The 18,698-nt window shown below is 70.4% G+C and carries 16 protein-coding genes; all 16 read left to right on the forward strand.

The window, feature by feature from the left end; genetic code table 11:
- Positions 1 to 11 precede the first annotated feature (11 nt).
- On the forward strand, positions 12 to 1,001 hold the full coding sequence (locus tag DAE25_RS01960; RefSeq protein ID WP_107764542.1) for an ABC transporter substrate-binding protein: 990 nt from the start codon (positions 12 to 14) through the stop codon (positions 999 to 1,001).
- Positions 1,002 to 1,159: 158 nt separating this feature from the next.
- Positions 1,160 to 2,902: a BCCT family transporter gene (locus DAE25_RS01965; RefSeq protein WP_107764543.1), complete on the forward strand. Its 1,743-nt coding sequence runs from the start codon at positions 1,160 to 1,162 to the stop codon at positions 2,900 to 2,902.
- Between the two features lie 115 nt (positions 2,903 to 3,017).
- Positions 3,018 to 5,546 (forward strand): GcvT family protein, encoded by a 2,529-nt coding sequence (locus DAE25_RS01970; protein ID WP_107764544.1) that lies wholly within the window; start codon positions 3,018 to 3,020, stop codon positions 5,544 to 5,546.
- Positions 5,547 to 6,332 (forward strand): electron transfer flavoprotein subunit beta/FixA family protein, encoded by a 786-nt coding sequence (locus tag DAE25_RS01975; protein WP_107764545.1) that lies wholly within the window; start codon positions 5,547 to 5,549, stop codon positions 6,330 to 6,332.
- On the forward strand, positions 6,329 to 7,312 hold the full coding sequence (locus tag DAE25_RS01980; protein ID WP_107764546.1) for an electron transfer flavoprotein subunit alpha/FixB family protein: 984 nt from the start codon (positions 6,329 to 6,331) through the stop codon (positions 7,310 to 7,312). The genes DAE25_RS01975 and DAE25_RS01980 overlap by 4 nt, the downstream gene beginning before the upstream one ends.
- Positions 7,313 to 7,504: 192 nt before the next feature.
- Positions 7,505 to 8,461 carry an ABC transporter ATP-binding protein gene (locus tag DAE25_RS01985; protein WP_107764547.1) on the forward strand — a complete coding sequence of 319 codons (957 nt, stop codon included), beginning with the start codon at positions 7,505 to 7,507 and terminating at the stop codon, positions 8,459 to 8,461.
- Between the two features lie 7 nt (positions 8,462 to 8,468).
- Positions 8,469 to 9,254 (forward strand): MlaE family ABC transporter permease, encoded by a 786-nt coding sequence (locus tag DAE25_RS01990; protein WP_107764548.1) that lies wholly within the window; start codon positions 8,469 to 8,471, stop codon positions 9,252 to 9,254.
- Between the two features lie 4 nt (positions 9,255 to 9,258).
- On the forward strand, positions 9,259 to 10,086 hold the full coding sequence (locus DAE25_RS01995) for an MlaE family ABC transporter permease (RefSeq protein ID WP_107764549.1): 828 nt from the start codon (positions 9,259 to 9,261) through the stop codon (positions 10,084 to 10,086).
- Positions 10,087 to 10,093: 7 nt separating this feature from the next.
- The gene (locus DAE25_RS02000; protein ID WP_234410792.1) at positions 10,094 to 11,431 is read left to right on the forward strand and encodes an MCE family protein; all 1,338 of its coding nucleotides are present in this window, start codon (positions 10,094 to 10,096) and stop codon (positions 11,429 to 11,431) included.
- Positions 11,431 to 12,465, forward strand: a complete 1,035-nt coding sequence (locus DAE25_RS02005) for an MCE family protein (protein ID WP_107764550.1) — start codon at positions 11,431 to 11,433, stop codon at positions 12,463 to 12,465. Before DAE25_RS02000 ends, DAE25_RS02005 begins: the two co-directional genes overlap by 1 nt.
- Entirely contained in the window at positions 12,462 to 13,424 is a 963-nt protein-coding gene (locus DAE25_RS02010) for an MCE family protein (RefSeq protein WP_107764551.1), read from the forward strand. Before DAE25_RS02005 ends, DAE25_RS02010 begins: the two co-directional genes overlap by 4 nt.
- A 1-nt stretch (position 13,425) precedes the next feature.
- Positions 13,426 to 14,565, forward strand: coding sequence for an MCE family protein (locus DAE25_RS02015; protein ID WP_107764552.1), 1,140 nt, complete (start codon positions 13,426 to 13,428; stop codon positions 14,563 to 14,565).
- Entirely contained in the window at positions 14,562 to 15,971 is a 1,410-nt protein-coding gene (locus DAE25_RS02020; protein ID WP_107764553.1) for an MCE family protein, read from the forward strand. Before DAE25_RS02015 ends, DAE25_RS02020 begins: the two co-directional genes overlap by 4 nt.
- Entirely contained in the window at positions 15,968 to 17,275 is a 1,308-nt protein-coding gene (locus tag DAE25_RS02025) for an MCE family protein (RefSeq protein ID WP_107764554.1), read from the forward strand. The genes DAE25_RS02020 and DAE25_RS02025 overlap by 4 nt, the downstream gene beginning before the upstream one ends.
- The gene (locus DAE25_RS02030) at positions 17,272 to 17,859 is read left to right on the forward strand and encodes a hypothetical protein (protein ID WP_107764555.1); all 588 of its coding nucleotides are present in this window, start codon (positions 17,272 to 17,274) and stop codon (positions 17,857 to 17,859) included. The genes DAE25_RS02025 and DAE25_RS02030 overlap by 4 nt, the downstream gene beginning before the upstream one ends.
- Positions 17,856 to 18,683 (forward strand): J domain-containing protein, encoded by an 828-nt coding sequence (locus DAE25_RS02035; RefSeq protein WP_107764556.1) that lies wholly within the window; start codon positions 17,856 to 17,858, stop codon positions 18,681 to 18,683. The genes DAE25_RS02030 and DAE25_RS02035 overlap by 4 nt, the downstream gene beginning before the upstream one ends.
- Positions 18,684 to 18,698 lie beyond the last annotated feature (15 nt).

Genomic DNA, 18,698 nt, shown 5'->3' on the forward strand with positions numbered 1-18,698 from the left:
GGAGCAGCATCATGAGGATTGCCAGAAGCCGGGGGGCTCGTCTGGGGGCCCTCGCCGCCGTCGCCACGCTGGCGCTCTCCGCCTGTGGCGGCGGATCCGTCGACGACGCCACCGAGGCCAACGAGTCGCAGGCCGCGGAGGGTGGCGGCGAGTGCGGGGACCTCCAGATGGCCGTCAACCCGTGGGTCGGCTACGAGGCCAGCGCGTACGTCGTGGGCACCGTCGCCCAGGACCAGCTGGGCTGCACCGTCGAGTACAAGGAGCTGAAGGAGGACGTCTCCTGGCAGGGCTTCGGCACCGGAGAGGTCGACGTCGTCATCGAGGACTGGGGTCACCCCGACCTGGAGAAGAAGTTCTTCGAGGGCGAGGGCGACGGGTCCGCGATGGACATGGGGCCGCAGGGCAACGTCGGCATCATCGGCTGGTTCGTGCCGCCGTGGCTCGCCGAGGAGCACCCGGAGATCCTCCAGTACGAGAACCTCAACCAGTTCGCCCAGGAGTTCGCGACGTCCGAGTCCGACGGCAAGGGCCAGTTCCTCGGCGCGGACCCGTCGTTCGTGCAGTTCGACGAGGCGATCGTGAGCAACCTCGACCTGGACTTCAAGGTCGTCTTCTCCGGCTCGGAGGCCGCCTCCATCGAGGCGTTCCGCAAGGCCGAGGAGAACAAGGAGTGGGTCATCGGGTACTGGTACGAGCCGCAGTACTTCAACGCCGAGGTGGCGATGCAGCGGGTCGCCCTCCCGCCGTACGAGGAGGGCTGCCAGGACGACCCGCAGACCGTCGCGTGCGACTACCCGGAGACCGAGCTGAAGAAGATCGTCGGCACCGACTGGGCGGCGTCCGACTCCACGGCCGTCGACCTGGTGCAGAACTTCACCTGGACCAACGAGGACCAGAACGTCGTGGCCGGCTACATCGCCTCCGGCGGCATGTCTCCCGAGGACGCCGCCGCCAAGTGGGTCGAGGAGAACCAGGACAAGGTCGACGCCTGGCTGCAGTAGGGCTCCAGCAGGGTCTCCAGCATCGCCGTCGCGCCGACCCCGCGCCGACCCCGGCGGTCGGGGAGCCTTGACGTGATCCGCTCCACGCACGACAGTGGTTGCGTCCTCCGCCTTCATGTTGCGGAGGACGCAACCCTGGCCCGGAGAAGGAGCAGGACATGGCCCAGACCACCCACGAGGCCCCGCCCGGACCGGGCGACGAGCAGTACCGCGGCAGCACCGGCGCCGTCCCGCTGGACAAGGTCACCTTCGGGGTGGCCGCCGCACTCGTCGTCGCCTTCCTGCTCTGGGGGGCGCTCGACTCCGACGGCATGACGACCGGCACCGGCAAGGCCCTCACCTGGCTCACCAGCCACTTCGGCTGGATGTTCGTGCTCGTGAGCGCGGGCTTCCTGATCTTCTCCGTCTACCTCGCGGCCACCCGCTACGGCAACATCCGGCTCGGCCCGGACGACTCGACGCCGGAGTTCTCGACGTTCTCCTGGGTGTCGATGATGTTCGCGACCGGCATGGGCATCGGTCTGATGTTCTGGGGGGTGGCGGAGCCGCTCACCTACCTCACCGCCACCACCGACGGCAGCATCCCGCCGGGCCGGGCCGAGGCCGGCACGCCCGAGGCGGCGCGCACCGCGATGGAGTACGCCTTCTTCCACTGGGGCCTGCACCCGTGGTCGATGTACGCCGTGATCGGCCTGGCCATCGGTTACTTCGCCTACCGCAAGGGCGCCGGCAACCTGGTGTCGGGAGCCTTCGGGCCGCTGCTCGGGCGACGCGCCACCCAGGGTCCCGGCAAGGCGATCGACGTGATCGCGATCTTCGCCACGCTCTTCGGCTCGGCCACCTCGCTGGGGCTGGGTGCCCTGCAGATCACCGGCGGCCTCGACGACGTGTTCGGCACGGGGGAGTCCAACTGGGTCACCGTCGCGGTCATTGCCTTCCTCACCGCCTGCTTCGTCGCCTCGGCGGTCACCGGTGTCGAGAAGGGGGTGCAGTTCCTCTCCAACGCCAACGCGGTCGCCGCGCTGGTGCTGGTCTTCTTCCTCTTCGTGGTGGGGCCGACGGTCTTCATCATGAGCACGTTCACCGAGTCCCTGGGCGGCTACCTGACGCACCTGCCCGCCATGTCGTTCCGCACCGGGGCGTTCGGGGGCGACGCCTTCATCAGCGGGTGGACGATCTTCTACTGGGCCTGGTGGGTGTCGTGGACCCCCTTCGTCGGCATGTTCATCGCCCGCATCTCCAAGGGGCGCACGATCCGCCAGTTCGTGGTCTACGTCATCGCGGTGCCGAGCCTGGTGTCGTTCGTGTGGTTCTCGATCATGGCCGGTTCGGCGTTCGACGTGCAGCTCACCGGGGTGCGCGACCTGGGCGGGGTGCTGGCCGAGGAGGGGACCGAGAGCGCGCTCTTCACGATGCTCCGCGAGTACCCGCTCTCGTCGGTCACCGTGGTCCTCGCGGTCTTCCTGATCGCCATCTTCTTCATCACCGGGGCCGACTCCGCGTCCATCGTGATGGGCATGCTCAGCCAGCACGGCAAGGAGGAGCCGATGCGCTGGCTGGTCGTCTTCTGGGGTGTCGCCCAGGGTGCGGTGGCCGCCATCCTGCTGTGGTCCGGAGGGCTCGGCGCGCTGCAGACGCTGGTGATCATCGTGGCCGGCCCCTTCATGCTGGTGATCGTGGCGATGTGCGTCTCGCTGATGAAGTCGCTGCGCACGGAGCCCTACGAGTCGACCCTGCCCTCCCGCGTCCGGCGGGCGGTGCTGCACGCGCAGAAGTACGACCTGGCCGACCACCAGACGGTGGCGCTGGCCAGCCTGGGCGCCGACCCGGCGCCCGTGCCCGACGACGAGCCGCCCGCGGCGGGTCCCACGTCGGGGCCCATCACGGAGCCTCGCGCCTGACACGTCGTACGCCGCCGTCCCCCGCGTGCCTTGACACCGCCGGGGGACGGCGGCGTACATTTCGTCGAGACGCACATAGCGCAACACGTTGCGCATTACGCAACAGGAGTCCGGCATGGCAGAGGTTCCGGCAACCGCCGACGTGGTCGTCATCGGCGCGGGGATCGTGGGCAACAGCCTGGTCCACCACCTGACGCGCCTCGGGTGGCGCAACGTCGTGCAGATCGACAAGGGCGCCCTGCCCAACCCGGGCGGCTCGACGGGTCACGCGTCCAACTTCATCTTCACCGTGGACCACTCGCGCGAGATCACCGACCTCACCCTGGACTCCGTGCGGCAGTACCAAGAGATGGGCGTCTTCACGCAGTCCGGCGGCTTCGAGATCGCCCGGACCGAGGAGCGCATGGAGGAGCTGCGCCGCCGGATGTCCAGCGCCAAGGCGTGGGGCATCGAGGCCGAGCTGGTCTCGCCCGCGTTCGTCAAGGAGAAGGTCCCCTTCATCGAGGAGGACCAGTTCATCGGCGCGTTCTGGACCCCCGGCGTCGGCGTGGTGGACTCGCTGCGGGCCGGCACGATCATGCGCGAGCAGGCCCTGGCCACCGGTGAGCTGACCGTCGTGCCGACCGTCGAGGTCGTCGGCCTCGACACCGAGGAGGCGTCCCACGGGCGTCGGCGGATCACCCGGGTGCGGACGACGGGCGGCGACATCGAGGCCGGCACGGTCGTCATCGCCGCCGGCGTCTGGAGCCCCAAGCTCGGCGACATGGCCGGGATCAGCATCCCCCTCACCCCGGCCGTGCACCAGATGATCAGCGTGGGCCCCTGCCCGCAGCTGGCGGAGCGGGAGGGGGAGATCTCCTTCCCGATCGTCCGCGACATGGACACCTTCTGCTACGAGCGCCAGCACGGCGCCGACATGGAGGTCGGCTCCTACGCGCACCGCGCGATCCTGCACGAGCCCGAGGACATCCCCTCGATCGAGCAGGCGAAGCTGTCGCCCACCGAGATGCCCTTCACCTCCGACGACTTCGACCCCCAGCTCGAGCAGGCCTACGAGCTGATGCCCGAGCTGCTCGGCGCCGAGGGGGCCGAGATGCGCTACGCCATCAACGGCCTGCTCTCGCTGACCTGCGACGGCAACCCGATCCTCGGCGAGAGCGAGGTCGCCGGCCTCTGGACCGCCGCGGCCGTGTGGATCAAGGAGGGCCCGGGGGTCGGCCGGGCGATGGCCGAGTGGATGACGCACGGCCACTCCGAGATCGACGTCCACCACAGCGACATCGCCCGCTTCCACGACCACCAGAAGCGTCGCGAGCACACCCGGCTACGCACCACCGAGTCCTTCATCAAGACCTACGGCATCATCCACCCGGCCGAGCAGTACGCCTCCGACCGCGACCAGCGGCTCTCGCCCATGCACGCGTCGCAGCAGAAGCTCGGGGCGGTCTTCTTCGAGACGGCCGGCTGGGAGCGGCCGTTCTGGTACGAGTCCAACGCCGGCCTGCTCGAGGAGTACGGCGACGCGGTGATGCCGCGCGAGCACGAGTGGGACTCCCGCTGGTGGAGCCCGATCATCAACGCCGAGCACCTGCGGATGCGCGAGGCGGCGGCGGTGATCGACCTGTCGGCGTTCTGCATCTTCGACATCACCGGGCCGGGCGCCCTGGCCACCGTCCAGGGCACCTGCGTCGCGCAGTGCGACGTGGCGGTGGGCAAGGTCGTCTACACCCCGGTGCTGGACGCCAAGGGCGGCTTCCGCTCCGACCTGACGGTGATGCGGCTGGGGGAGGACCACTTCCGGGTCGTCACCGGAGGCGCCCACGGGATGGCCGACCGGGCGTGGTTCGCCGGCCACCTGCCCGAGGACGACGGCGCCACCACCCTCACCGACCTCACCGACGACGTCTCCACCATCGGCATCTGGGGTCCCCGGGCGCGCGACATCCTGGCGTCCCTCACCGAGGACGACGTCTCGGACAGCGGCTTCGGCTTCCTGTCCTGCCGCGAGATCGACGTCCGCGGCACGACCGTCCTCGCCTCGCGCATCTCCTACGTCGGTGAGCTCGGCTGGGAGCTCTACGTCCCCATGGAGTCGGCCGCCGACCAGTGGGAGGCGCTGCTCGAGGCCGGGGCGCCGCACGGCGCCGTGCCGGCGGGCATCGGCGTCTACGGCACCACCGGCCGCATCGAGAAGGGCTACCGCGCCTACGGCGCCGAGCTCGACAGCGAGCGCTCGATCGTGGAGGCGGGCATGCAGCGACCCAAGGTCAAGCAGGCCGACTTCGTCGGCAAGGAGGCCTACCTCGCGCAGCGGGAGGCCGACCCGGCCGCCGTCCTGTGCACGCTGACGGTCGACGACCACACCTCGGCCAGCGGCATGAAGCGGTACATGCTCGGCGGTGAGCCGATCCTCACCCCCGAGGGCGCGCTGCTCACCGACGGGCACGGTCACCACCCCTACGTCACCTCGGCCGGATCGGCGCCGTCGCTGGGCAAGCACGTGCTGCTCGCCTACCTCCCGCCCGAGCAGGCGGTCCTCGGCACCCGGCTGGCGGTCTCCTACATGGAGGAGCTCTACCCGGTCACCGTCGGCTCGGTCGACGCGACCCCGCTCCTCGACCCGACCAACGAGCGGATCAGGTAGATGGCGAGCGTGCTGGTCTGCGTCAAGCGGGTCCCCGACTCGAGCAGCGAGATCGTGCTGACCGACGACGGACAGGCGGTCGACGGCCGCTTCGCCGGCTTCACCATGAGCCAGCACGAGCAGTGCGCCGTCGAGCTCGCCGTCCAGACGGCCTCGGCGACTGGGGGCGAGGCCACCGTGCTCACCCTCGGTGACGCCGACGCCCTCGAGCAGGTACGGGCGGCGCTCGCGGTCGGCTGCACCGCGGCCACCCACGTGGTGGCCGACAGCCAGCAGCTCGGCCCCGCCGACGTCGCCCGCGAGATCGCCGCGGTCGTCCGGGACCACGAGGCCGCGGGGCGCCCCCACGACCTGGTCCTGCTTGGGCACGACGCCGCCGACACGGGCGACTTCCAGGTCGGCATCCGGCTGGCCTACGAGCTCGGTCGCCCCGTCGTCAACGGCGTCACCCGGGTGACCGTCGAGGAGGTCGACGGACGGCCCGTCGTGACCGCGAGCGGCGACGGCCCGGACGGGCACGAGACCTACCGCGTCCCGCTGCCCGCGGTCGTCACGGTGCTCGAGGGTGGCGTGGAGCCGCGCTACCCGACCGTCCCCGGACGGATGAAGGCCAAGAAGATCCCCGTCGAGGAGCGGGAGCTCGCCGCGGCACCCGCCGGTCCGGCCCGGGTGCGCTGGTCGTTGCCCCCGGCGGCGCCCAGCGACGTGCACGTGCTCGGCAAGGGGCCCGAGGCCGCCCCTGCCGTGGTCGACCTGCTCGAGCAGCTGGGGGTGCTGGCCCGATGATCCTCGTCCTCGTGGAGAAGGACCTCGCCGGCGCCGCCGTCGAGGTCTCGCTGGAGACCCTCACCTTCGCCCGGTCGCTCTCCGACGCCGGTGGCGGTGTCCCGGTCGACGCGGTGGTCGTCGGCGACGTGTCGCCCGCGCTGCAGTCGCAGCTGGCGGCGTACGGCGTGCGCGACGTGCACGCCCTCGGCGGCCCGGGCTTCGCGGCGTTCGCGGGTGCCGCGTGGGCCTCGGGGCTGGAGACCGTGCTCGCCGCGTCCCGCTCGGTCGTCGTGATGGCCGCGGGGACGCCCCGCGGTGGGGAGGTGCTCGCCCACCTCGCGGCCCGCTCCGGGGTCGCGATGGCCGCCAACGTGGTCGCCTTCGACGGCCTCGCCCCGTTCGTCGTACGACGCCAGGTCGTCGGCGGGCAGGCGGTCGAGGAGATGCAGCTGTCCACCAGGCCCACGGTCTTCACCGTCGCGGGCCATGCGGTCGAGGCGGCGCCGGCGGCGACGCCCGGCCCGGCGACGCTCGTCGAGCACGCGCCCGAGGTCGCGGAGTCCGACCTCGTCGCCCGGGTCGTGTCCACCGAGGAGCCGGCCCCCGACCTGTCCGGCAGCCTCAAGTCGGCGCGGGTCGTCGTCGGCGCCGGTCGCGGCGCCGGCAGCGAGGGCGGCTTCGACGACCTGCTCGAGCTCGCCGACCTGCTCGGGGCGCCCCTCGGCGTCTCGCGCGTCGTCACCTCGCTGGGATGGCGTCCCCACCACGAGCAGGTGGGACAGACCGGGAGCCGGATCTCGCCCGACCTCTACATCCCCTGCGGCATCAGCGGGGCCATCCAGCACTGGGCCGGGTGCAGCAGCGCCAAGGCGATCCTGGCCATCAACACCGACCCCGACGCGCCGATGGTCACCAAGGCGACCCATGCCGTCATCGGTGACCTCCACGAGGTCGTCCCGGCCATCAACGCCGAGATCCGGCGTCGCCGCGCGGGCTGACGTCCCGTCCTCCACCCCCCGACCGGGCGAGAAATCGTCACTCGGAGTGACACGCTGCGTACATCTGGTGACGCCGCGGCAATTTCCCCGTAACCTCGCCGCCACGTCCGCGTTGGTCCCCCCGTAGGGAGCGACGCGGATCGCTGTGTCACGCGTCGTACGACGACGTCGTCTCGGAGGGAGGGCTGCGCCATGGGCGTGGAGATCAAGGTCGACGACCTCACCAAGTCGTTCGGCAAGCAGCTGATCTGGGGTGACGTGAGCCTGACCATCCCGGCAGGCGAGATCTGCGTGATGCTGGGCCCCTCCGGCACCGGCAAGTCGGTCTTCCTCAAGACCCTGATCGGGCTCATCAAGCCCGACAAGGGCTCGATCCTCATCGAGGGCACGGACATCGCGAGCTGTTCGGAGAAGGACCTCTACGAGATCCGCAAGCTCTTCGGCGTCCTCTTCCAGGACGGCGCCATGTTCGGCTCGATGAACCTCTACGACAACGTCGCCTTCCCGCTGCGCGAGCACACGAAGAAGTCCGAGTCCGAGGTCCGCGACGTCGTCATGGAGAAGATGGACCTCGTCGGCCTCGTCGGCGCCGAGGACAAGCTCCCCGGCGAGATCTCCGGTGGCATGCGCAAGCGCGCCGGGCTGGCCCGGGCCCTGGTGCTCGACCCGGAGATCGTGCTCTTCGACGAGCCCGACTCGGGCCTCGACCCCGTGCGCACCGCGTTCCTCAACCAGCTGATCGTCGACCTCAACGCGCAGATCGACGCGACGTTCCTCATCGTCACCCACGACATCAACACCGCCCGCACGGTCCCCGACAACATCGGCCTGCTCTACCACCGGCACCTCGCGATGTTCGGACCGCGCGAGATGCTCCTCAGCTCCGAGGAGCCGGTGGTCCGCCAGTTCCTCAACGCCCAGAAGGTCGGCCCGATCGGCATGTCCGAGGAGAAGGACGCCGACGAGCTCGCCGCCGAGCAGGGCCAGGAGCTGCCGCCGCTGCCCCCCATCCCGATGCAGCTCGACCCGTCCAACGGCATCCCGCGGCGCACCCAGCGCGCGCCGGGGGAGTGGTGCCGCGACAACGGCGTCACCCCGCCTCCCGGGTCCTTCGAGAGCTCCAACGCCGGCCTGGCTCCGGGGGCCTGATCGCATCGTGTCGTCCCTCACCGCATCCCGGGCCCTCGCCCCGGTCGGAGCCGCAGGCAAGCTCTTCGCCTTCGCCCTCGACGTCGGCAGAGCGCTCTTCCGGCGCCCCTTCCAGCTGCGCGAGTTCCTCCAGCAGGCCTGGTTCATCGCCTCGGTCACCATCGTCCCGACCGCCCTGGTCGCCATCCCCTTCGGCGCGGTGATCGCGCTCCAGGTCGGCGGCCTCATCAAGCAGTTCGGCGCCCAGTCCTTCACCGGCTCCGCGTCGGTGCTGGCGGTCATCCAGCAGGCGGCACCGATCGGCACCGCCCTGCTGATCGCCGGCGCCGGCGGCTCCGCGATCGCCGCCGACCTCGGCGCCCGCAAGATCCGCGAGGAGCTCGACGCGATGATGGTGCTGGGCATCGACCCCATCCACCGGCTCGTGGTGCCCCGCGTCCTCGCCTGCATGCTCGTCGCGTTCTTCCTCAACGGCATGGTGAGCGTCGTGGGCGTCGCCGGCGGCTACGTCTTCAACGTGGTCCTCCAGGACGGCACCCCCGGGGCGTACGTCGCCAGCTTCACCGCGCTCGCCCAGCTGCCGGACCTGTGGATCGGCCTCTTCAAGGCCATCGTGTTCGGCCTCATCGCCGCCATCGTGGCGTCCTACAAGGGCATGAACGCCGGCGGCGGTCCCAAGGGCGTCGGCGACGCGGTCAACGAGTCCGTCGTCATCACGTTCCTGCTGCTCTTCGTGGCCAACTTCGTCCTCAGCATGATCTACCTCCAGATCGTGCCCCCGAAGACGGGATGACGTGATGGCCGATCTGAGAGACATCTACCGCAAGCCCTTCGGGTCGCTCGACGACCTCGGCGGGCAGCTCGCCTTCCACATCGGCGTGCTCCGGGCCATCCCGCGCTCGATCACCCGCTACCCCAAGGAGATCCTGCGGATCCTGGCCGAGGTCACCCTCGGCTCGGGGGCCCTGGCCGTCATCGGCGGCACCGTCGGCGTCATCCTCGGCATGACCTTCTTCACCGGGGCGCAGGTGGGGCTGTCGGGCTACGCCGCGCTCAACCAGCTCGGGACCGCGGCGTTCTCCGGCTTCGTCTCCGCCTACTTCAACACCCGCGAGATCGCGCCGCTCGTGGCCGGCATCGCCCTCGCGGCCACCGTCGGCTGCGGCTTCACCGCCCAGCTCGGCGCCATGCGGATCTCGGAGGAGATCGACGCCCTCGAGGTGATGGCGATCCCGTCCATGCCGTTCCTCGTCGCCACCCGCGTCGTCGGCGGGCTGATCGCGATCATCCCGCTGTACGTCGTGGGGCTGCTGTCGTCCTACTTCGCCAGCCGGCTCGTGGTCACCACCTTCTACGGCCAGTCGACCGGCACCTACGACCACTACTTCAACGCGTTCCTGCCCCCGGGCGACGTGCTCTGGTCCTTCGGCAAGGTGCTCGTCTTCGCTGTGACGGTCATCCTCATCCACTGCTACCACGGCTACAACGCCTCCGGCGGTCCGGCCGGGGTGGGCGTGGCCGTGGGTCGAGCGGTGCGCACCAGCATCGTGGCCGTCAACGTGATCGACCTGTTCCTGTCGATGGCCATCTGGGGCACCACCACGACCGTGAGACTGGCGGGGTGAGGCGGCCGTGAGTCCACTGCGCTCGATCGCGGGCCACCACAAGGTGCTCGGCGTCGTCTTCCTCTGCCTGATCCTCACCGGGGTCTGGGCGGCGTACGGCGTCTTCACCAAGAAGTTCACCGACTACGACGAGGTCACCCTGCGGACCTCCAAGATCGGCCTCCAGCTGCCGATGCGCGCCGACGTCAAGATCCGCGGCGTGCAGGTCGGCGAGGTCATCGCCATCGACGCCGACACCGACGGGGCGAGCCTCACGCTGGGCCTCTACCCCGACGAGCGTGGCCAGATCCCCGCCAACGTCACCGGCTCGATCGTCCCCAAGACGCTCTTCGGCGAGAAGTACGTCTCCCTGGTCGTCCCCGAGCAGGCCTCCGGCGAGAGCATCGCGGTGGACGCGACCATCGAGCGCACCGAGGTCTCCACCGAGGTCGAGCAGGTGCTGTCGGACCTCTACCCGTTGCTGCGTGCCGTGCAGCCGGCCGAGATCAACATGACGCTCAACGCCATCGCCACCGCCCTCGAGGGACGCGGCGAACAGATCGGCGAGAACCTCGAGGTCGTCGACGGCTACCTCAGGCGCTTCAACCCCGAGATCCCGGCGCTCGTCGAGGACCTGCGGCTGACCGCGCAGGTGTCCGACATCTACGCCGACGTGCTGCCCGAGGTCGCCACCATCCTGCGCAACACCATCACCACGACCCAGACCCTCGAGGGTCGCGAGGACAAGCTCAACGCGCTCTTCAAGGACATCGGTCGCTTCTCCGCGACCACCGAGCGCTTCCTCGACGCCAACGGCGACAACCTGATCCGCCTCGGCGACCTCGGCCGCACCCAGCTGCGCCTCCTCGCCAAGTACGCCCCGCAGTACCCCTGCCTGCTCGAGGGCATCGTCAAGGCCGGTGACCTGCAGGCCGAGGCGTTCCGCGGCTTCACCCTGCACATCGTGCTCGAGACCCTGCCCAACCAGCCGCGCGGCTACGGGCCTCAGGACGCCCCCGTGTACGGCGACACCCGCGGTCCCCACTGCGGCTCCCTGCCCGCCCCGCCATGGAGCCAGGAGAACCCGCTGAACACGCAGCCCGACTTCGTCGACGGCATCGACGAGCCGACCGGCAAGGGCACCTCGCGCAGTGCGACCGACTGGGCCACCGACCGGGCCACCGACCGGGCGTCCGGCTGGTCCGGCGGCGACGGCTACACCGGCGGCCGCGACGAGGCGGCTCTGCTCAAGGGGCTGCTCGGCACGTCCATCGGCTCGTCCGCCGAGGACGTCCCCGACCTGGGGGTGCTGCTCGTCGGACCCATGGCGCGCGGCGCCACCGTCACGCTGGGGGAGGCCCGCTGATGCCGCTGCTCGACGTGAAGACCTCGATCGACCTCACCAAGCTGATGATCTTCATCCTGGTGACGACGCTGGCCACCGCCGTGCTCGTGGTCACCATCGGCAACCTCACCTTCGGTGCGACCCGCGCCTACAGGGCCGAGTTCGTCAACGCCACCGGCGTGGTCAAGGGCGACGACATCCGGGTCGCCGGGGTCAAGGTCGGCGTGGTCAAGGACATCGAGATCGTGGACCGCACCCGGGCGATGGTGAGCTTCACCGTCGACGAGGACACCGCCGTCACGGGCGGCACCTTCGCGACCATCCGCTACCGCAACCTCGTCGGCCAGCGCTACATCGCCCTCACCCAGGAGATCGGCGACACCGCCCGGCTGCCCGACAACGCGACGATCCCGGTCGACCGCACCAAGCCGGCGCTGGACCTCACCGTCCTCTTCAACGGCTTCAAGCCGCTGTTCCAGGCGCTCTCGCCGACCGACATCAACCAGCTGTCCTACGAGATCGTGCAGGTCTTCCAGGGCGAGAGCGGCACCCTCGAGGGGCTCCTCCAGCACACGGCGTCGGTGACGTCGACCCTCGCCGACCGCGACGAGGTGATCAGCGACCTCATCGAGAACCTCAACCAGGTGCTGGTCCACATCGGCGACCGCGACGAGCAGCTGTCCCGGCTGATCGGCTCGTTCCGCACCCTCATCGGGGGGCTCAAGGACGACCGGCAGGCCATCCTCGGCTCCCTGCAGGAGATCTCCGACCTGTCGGTCGAGACCTCCAGCCTGCTCTCCGGCATCCGCAAGCCCTTCGTCAAGGACATCAAGGAGCTGCGGACCGTCGCCGGCAACATCGACAAGAACAAGGCCGAGCTCGACCGGGCGCTCCAGGTGCTGCCCATCAAGCTGGAGAAGGTCGGCCGCACCGCGATCTACGGCTCGTGGTTCAACTTCTACCTCTGCGAGTTCCAGGGCCGCGTCAAGCTGCCCGGCAACCTCAACGTCCCGGTCTCCTACCAGCCGGGCTCCGACAGGTGTGATCTCGGATGAAACCCTTCCGCGAGCGCAACCCCGTGGTCATCGGGTTCGTCAGCCTCCTCGCGCTGGGGCTGGTGCTCACCGCAGCCCTGCGCGCCGACGACCTGCCGCTCATCGGCGGCGGCGACACCTATCGCGCCGCCTTCACCGAGTCCGGCGGGCTCAAGAAGGGCGACGAGGTGCGGATCGCCGGCGTCCGGGTCGGCAAGGTCGACGAGGTCGCCCTCGACGACGGCCTGGTCGTCGCCACCTTCAAGGTCGACTCGGACGAGGCGTTCGGTCCGGAGACCCGGGCCGCGATCAAGGTCAAGACCTTGCTCGGGGCGATGTACCTCGCCCTCGAGCCCGCCGGCGGCGGCAGGCTCGAGGAGGGCTCGACCATCCCGGTCGAGCGCACGTCCTCGCCGTACGACGTCGTGGACGCCTTCGAGGGCCTGGCCGACACCACCGACAGGATCGACACCGACCAGCTCGCCGGCGCCCTGACCACGCTCGCCGACCTGACCCGCAACACCCCCGAGGAGTTCCGCTCGGCGCTCGACGGGGTCACCCGGCTCTCGGCCAACGTCGCCGCCAAGGACCAGCAGATCAACGAGCTGCTGGTCAACCTCGACAAGGTGGCCGGTGTGCTCGACGAGCGCGACGAGGACATCATCGCCCTGATGCGCGACGCCGACGTGCTCTTCCGCGCGCTGGTGGGCCGGCGCGAGGCGATCCACAACCTCCTCGAGTCGACCTCGACCCTGTCGCGCGAGCTCACGCTGCTGGTCCGCCAGAGCCGCGACGACCTCAAGCCCGCCCTGACGAACCTGGAGAACGTCGTCGCCGTGCTCAACAAGAACGAGGACAACCTCGACAACAGCCTGCGGCTGATGGCGCCGTTCTACCGGGTCTTCGCCAGCACGCTCGGCACCGGCCCGTGGTTCGACACCTACATCCAGAACCTGCCTCCGGCACCGCAGGTGGGCTGACATGGAGACCCTGAGGAAGCTCGCCGTCCCGCTCGTCGTCATCGCCCTGGTGACCGCGGCGGCCATCACGATGTTCACCGGCTCCGACTCCAAGCGGCTGGTCGCCCACTTCCCCCGGACGATCTCGGTCTACGAGGGCAGCGAGGTGCGCGTCCTCGGCGTGCCGATCGGCGCCGTCGAGTCGGTCGAGCCCTCGGGGACCGACGTCGTGGTGACCATGACCTACGACAGCGAGGTCCAGCTGCCCGCCGACGCCAAGGCCGCGATCGTGGCGCCGTCGATCGTCGGCGACCGCTACGTGCAGGTCACCCCCGTCTACACCGGCGGCGAGGTGCTGGCCGACGGCGTCGCGCTCCCGGTCGAGCAGACTGCGGTGCCCCTCGAGCTCGACCAGATCTACGAGAGCCTCGACACCCTCAACGTCGCGCTCGGCCCCAACGGTGCCAACCGCAACGGAGCGCTCTCCGACCTGCTCGCGGTCACGGCCGACAACTTCGACGGCCAGGGCGCCGACCTGCGCTCCACCCTGGGCAACTTCGCCAGGCTCACCACCACCCTGGACAACAACAAGGAGGAGCTGTTCGGCAGCGCCGAGCAGCTCGGCAAGTTCATCAGCACCCTCGCCGAGAACGACCAGACCGTCCGCAGCTTCAACCAGTCGCTGTCCGACGTCTCCGGCCTGCTCGAGGGCGAGAAGGAGGAGCTCTCGGCCTCCCTGCGCAACCTGTCGGTCGCGCTCACCGAGGTGTCGTCGTTCGTCAAGGACAACCGCGAGGTCCTGGGCCGCAACATCTCGGGGCTCAACCGGGTGTCCAAGGTGCTGGTCAAGCAGCGCGACGCGCTGGACGAGATCCTGAAGGTCGGGCCGCTCGCGCTCAACAACCTCGCCCTGACCTACAACCCGCAGGCCGGCACCCTCGACACCCGAGCCAACATCGGCGAGCTCCTCGGCCAGATCGAGGCCGACCCCGCGACGTACCTCTGCGGGCTCACCAGCCAGGTCAAGGGCGCCGGCGGTGTGTGCGACACGATCCAGCAGGTGCTCCCGCGCGCGGGCAAGCTCCCGAAGGGGCCCGTCCCGGCCCGGCCGGACCAGCAGTTCGACCCGACCCTCGGCGGTCTCGTGGAGGTGTCGCGATGAAGCGCGTCAAGGCCGTGGTGCTGCTCCTGCTGACCGCGCTGACCCTGTCGGCGTGCGACTTCGACGTCTACGAGCTGCCGCTGCCCGGTGGCCCGGACGTCGGCTCCGACCCGATGACGGTGCGGGTGCACTTCGTCGACGTGCTCGACCTGGTGCCCAAGTCGACCGTCAAGGTCAACGACGTCACCGTCGGGCAGGTGACCGGCGTGTCCCTCGACGGCTACTCCGCCGTGGTCGAGCTGGAGATGCGCGGCGACGTCGAGCTGCCCGACAACGCGGTCGCCGAGATCCGCCAGACCAGCCTGCTCGGCGAGAAGTTCGTCTCGCTCGCGGCGCCCACCGAGGCCCCCAGCGACAACCGCCTCCAGAGCGGGGACGAGATCCCGCTGGAGCGCACCGGCCGCAACCCGGAGGTCGAGGAGGTGCTCGGCGCGCTGAGCCTGCTGCTCAACGGCGGTGGCGTCGCGCAGCTCAAGACGATCACCCAGGAGCTCAACCTCGCCCTCGAGGGGCGCGAGGGGACGGCCCGGTCGGTGCTGCGCCAGGTCCGCGACTTCATGCAGCAGCTCGACGACAACAAGGGCGACATCGTCGACGCGATCGAGAAGCTCAACCGGCTGGCCCTCAGCGTCCGCGAGGAGCAGCCGACGATCGACGCCGCGCTCGAGGAGCTGCCCAGCGCGCTCGACTCGATCGACCGCCAGCGCGAGGACCTCGTGGCGATGCTGGAGTCGCTCGAGGACCTCAGCTCGGTCGGGGTCCGGGTGATCCGCGCGTCGAAGGAGGCCACCATCGACTCGCTCGAGGCGCTCGACCCGGTGCTGACCCAGCTCGCGGCGTCGGGGGACGACTTCACCAAGGCGTTCCACGTGTTTCTGACCTACCCGTTCGTCGACGAGGTCGTCGGCCGTGACCCGCAGGTGGCCCGCAACCTGCACATGGGCGACTACACCAACCTGTCGGTGACCCTCGAGATCGACCTCTCGCAGGGCACGACCGGGCTCCCCACGCTGCCCACCAACCTGCCCACGCAGGTCGACCCGACCGTGATCGTCAACAACGTCCTGGACTGCCTGGCCAGCGGTGACCTCACCAGCGCCGCCTGCGAGAAGGTCCTCGCGACACCCACCGACCTGCTCAAGCTGCAGCAGGAGTGCCGCGAGGAGCGCAACAAGGACAAGGACGTGTGCCGCGAGATCAACCAGCTGCCCAACCTGCCGCTGCCCACCGAGACGACCTCCGTCCCGGGCGTCCCGGTCCCGCTGCCGAGCCTGCCCACCGTGCCGGGCCTCGGCCGGGCCGGCACCCAGGAGCGGACCGTCCGGGGCCCGACGTACGGAGAGCTGATGGACTCCTTCGACCCGGCCCTCGTGAGCCTGCTCGTCCCGGGGATGGTGCTGCGATGATCACCCGCCGCACCCGCCTGCAGCTGCTGGTCTTCGCGATCATCACGCTGGTCGGCGTCAGCTACGTCGGCGCCCGCTACGCCCGCCTCGACCGCGTCTTCATCGACGACACCTACACGGTGGTCGCGCACTTCAGGGACTCCGGCGGCGCGTTCGCCGGGGCCGAGGTGTCCTACCGCGGGGTCCGGATCGGCGAGGTGTCGGAGATGGTCCTCACCGACGAGGGCGTGGACATCCACCTCGACATCGACAAGGAGCAGGACCGGATCCCCGCCGACAGCCTCGCGCTGGTCGGCAACCGGTCCGCGGTGGGGGAGCAGTACGTCGAGCTCCAGCCGCAGGTCGACGGCGGACCGTTCCTCGAGGACCGCTCGCAGATCGACGCGGACCGCACCAGCACCCCGATCCAGACCGACACGCTGCTGACCAACCTGTCCGACACCGTGCGCAGCGTGGACGAGCGGGACCTCCAGACCGTCACCACCGAGTTCGGAGCGGCCTTCGGCGGGGCGGGTCAGGACCTCCAGACGATCATCGACTCCGGGAGCGCGTTCATCAACGCCGCCGACGCCAACTTCGAGATCACCACCAAGCTGATCCGGGACGGCAACACCGTGCTCAACGGCCAGATCGCCTCGGAGAGCGCGCTGCGATCGTTCGCCCGGGACCTCAGCACGTTCTCCACCTCGCTGGCCGGCTCCGACGAGGACCTCCGCTCGGTCATCGACAACGGCAGCGCGACCGCGACCCAGCTGCGCACCTTCATCGAGGACAACGAGGTCGAGCTCGGCGAGCTCCTCAACAACCTGGTCACCACCGGCGAGGTCGTCGTCGAGAACATCGCCGGCGTCGAGCAGCTCCTGGTCATCTACCCGTACGTCGTCGAGGGCGGCTTCACCGTCGTGTCGAGGACCCCCTCGACCGGCAACTACGACGCCCACTTCGGCATGGTGCTCACCACGGAGCCGCACGTGTGCACCCGCGGCTACGAGGGCACCGACCGGCGGCCCCCGCAGGACGGGGAGAACCGACCCATGAACGAGGCCGCCCGCTGCACCGAGCCGGCGTCCGAGTCCAACGCCCGCGGCGGCCAGCACGCCCCGCGCGCCGGCGCGTCGTACGCCCCGCGCGCCGCGGCGTCGTACGACCCGCCCGTCGCCGCCTTCGACCCCGGGACCGGTGAGCTGGTCTGGGGCGAGGCCGAGGCACGCAGGCTGGAGTCGCGCTCGAGCGCGGCCCCGGCCACCCTAGGAAAGGAGTCGTGGAAGTGGTTGTTCCTCCAGCCCCTCATGACGCAGCAGTGACGAGCCCGACCACCACCCCGACGCACCCGGCCCGGTTCCGCACCGTGCTGCTCGCCGTCCTGGTGGCGCTCGCCGTGGCGGCAGCCGGCCTCCTCGCGTGGGTGCTCCTCGCGCGCGGCGGCGACGGCGACGACGTCCGGTCCTCCCGCGAGGAGGTCATGGCACAGAGCGAGCAGTTCATGCTGCGGATGGGCACCTACGGACCCGCCCTGCTCGACGAGCAGGGCGCCATGCCGGAGTACCGCGAGCGCGTCAAGGGCGTCATCACCGACAAGTTCGCTGCGTCCTTCGACTCCGAGGCCGGCACCGCCGAGCAGCTGGTGGCACAGGCCGGGGTCGACCGGACCGCCGACGTCTTCGCCACCGGCGTCTCCAGCATCGACCAGGACTCGGCCCGCACTCTCGTCGCCGGCACCTTCAGCGACTCCTACGAGGTCAAGGGCGAGACGGTCGAGCAGGAGCCGATCCCGTTCCGCATCGAGGTCACCCTGGTCAAGGTCGGCGGCGAGTGGCGCGTCGACGACTTCGACCCGGTGACGACCGACGAGGCCGCCCCGACCGAGCCCGAGGGGGCGCAGCGATGACCGACACCCAGTCCTCGACCCGGAGCCCCAGCTGGTACGACGTCCTGGACGTCGACCGTGCCGCCTCCGCCGACGAGGTGCGCGCGGCCTGGCGCGCGAGCATCGCCGACCTCGAGTCCGGCTCGCGGCGCTTCGCCTCGCTCAACGCGGCGGCCGAGGTGCTCCTCGATCCGCGGCGGCGAGCGGCGTACGACGCGACGCTGGCCGAGCCCGAGACGGATGCCTCGAACGAGACCGAGCCGCCGGCATCGCCGGTCGAGGAAGGCCGCCTCGCGCCCCCGCTGGTGGAGGAGGGCCCCCGGGGTGCCGCTCCTGAGACTGCGGCCCCCGCAGGCCGCGGCGTCCCCACCTGGCTGCTGGCCGTGGCCGGGCTGGTGCTCGTCGCGCTGGTCGCCGGGTGCGCCTGGGCGTGGCAGTCCACCTCGGGGGAGACGGAGGAGGAGGCGACCCGGGCGGCCCAGGCTGCGGCGGAGCGCGCGATCGTGCCGGTCCTCTCCTACGGCTTCGAGACGCTGGAGGAGGACCAGGCCCGCGCGCAGGGCTACCTCACGTCCGACTACCGCGAGGACTACGACCAGCTCTTCGCGGTCATCTCCGACAACGCGCCGCAGACCCAGACCACCGTCGACGCCGAGGTGGTGGCGTCGGGGATCGTGCGCTCGGGCGTGGACCGCGTCGACGTGCTCGTCTTCGTCGACCGGCCCACGACCAACAAGATCACCCCGGAGCCGGAGACCTACAAGGACCAGGTCACCGTGACCATGCAGAAGGTCGGCGACGAGTGGCTGGTCGACAACCTGGTCACCTCGCCGGCGCAGGGCTGACGGGGCCGGACCGGG

Source organism: Nocardioides terrigena (assembly GCF_003047265.1).
Taxonomy (GTDB): domain Bacteria; phylum Actinomycetota; class Actinomycetes; order Propionibacteriales; family Nocardioidaceae; genus Nocardioides; species Nocardioides terrigena.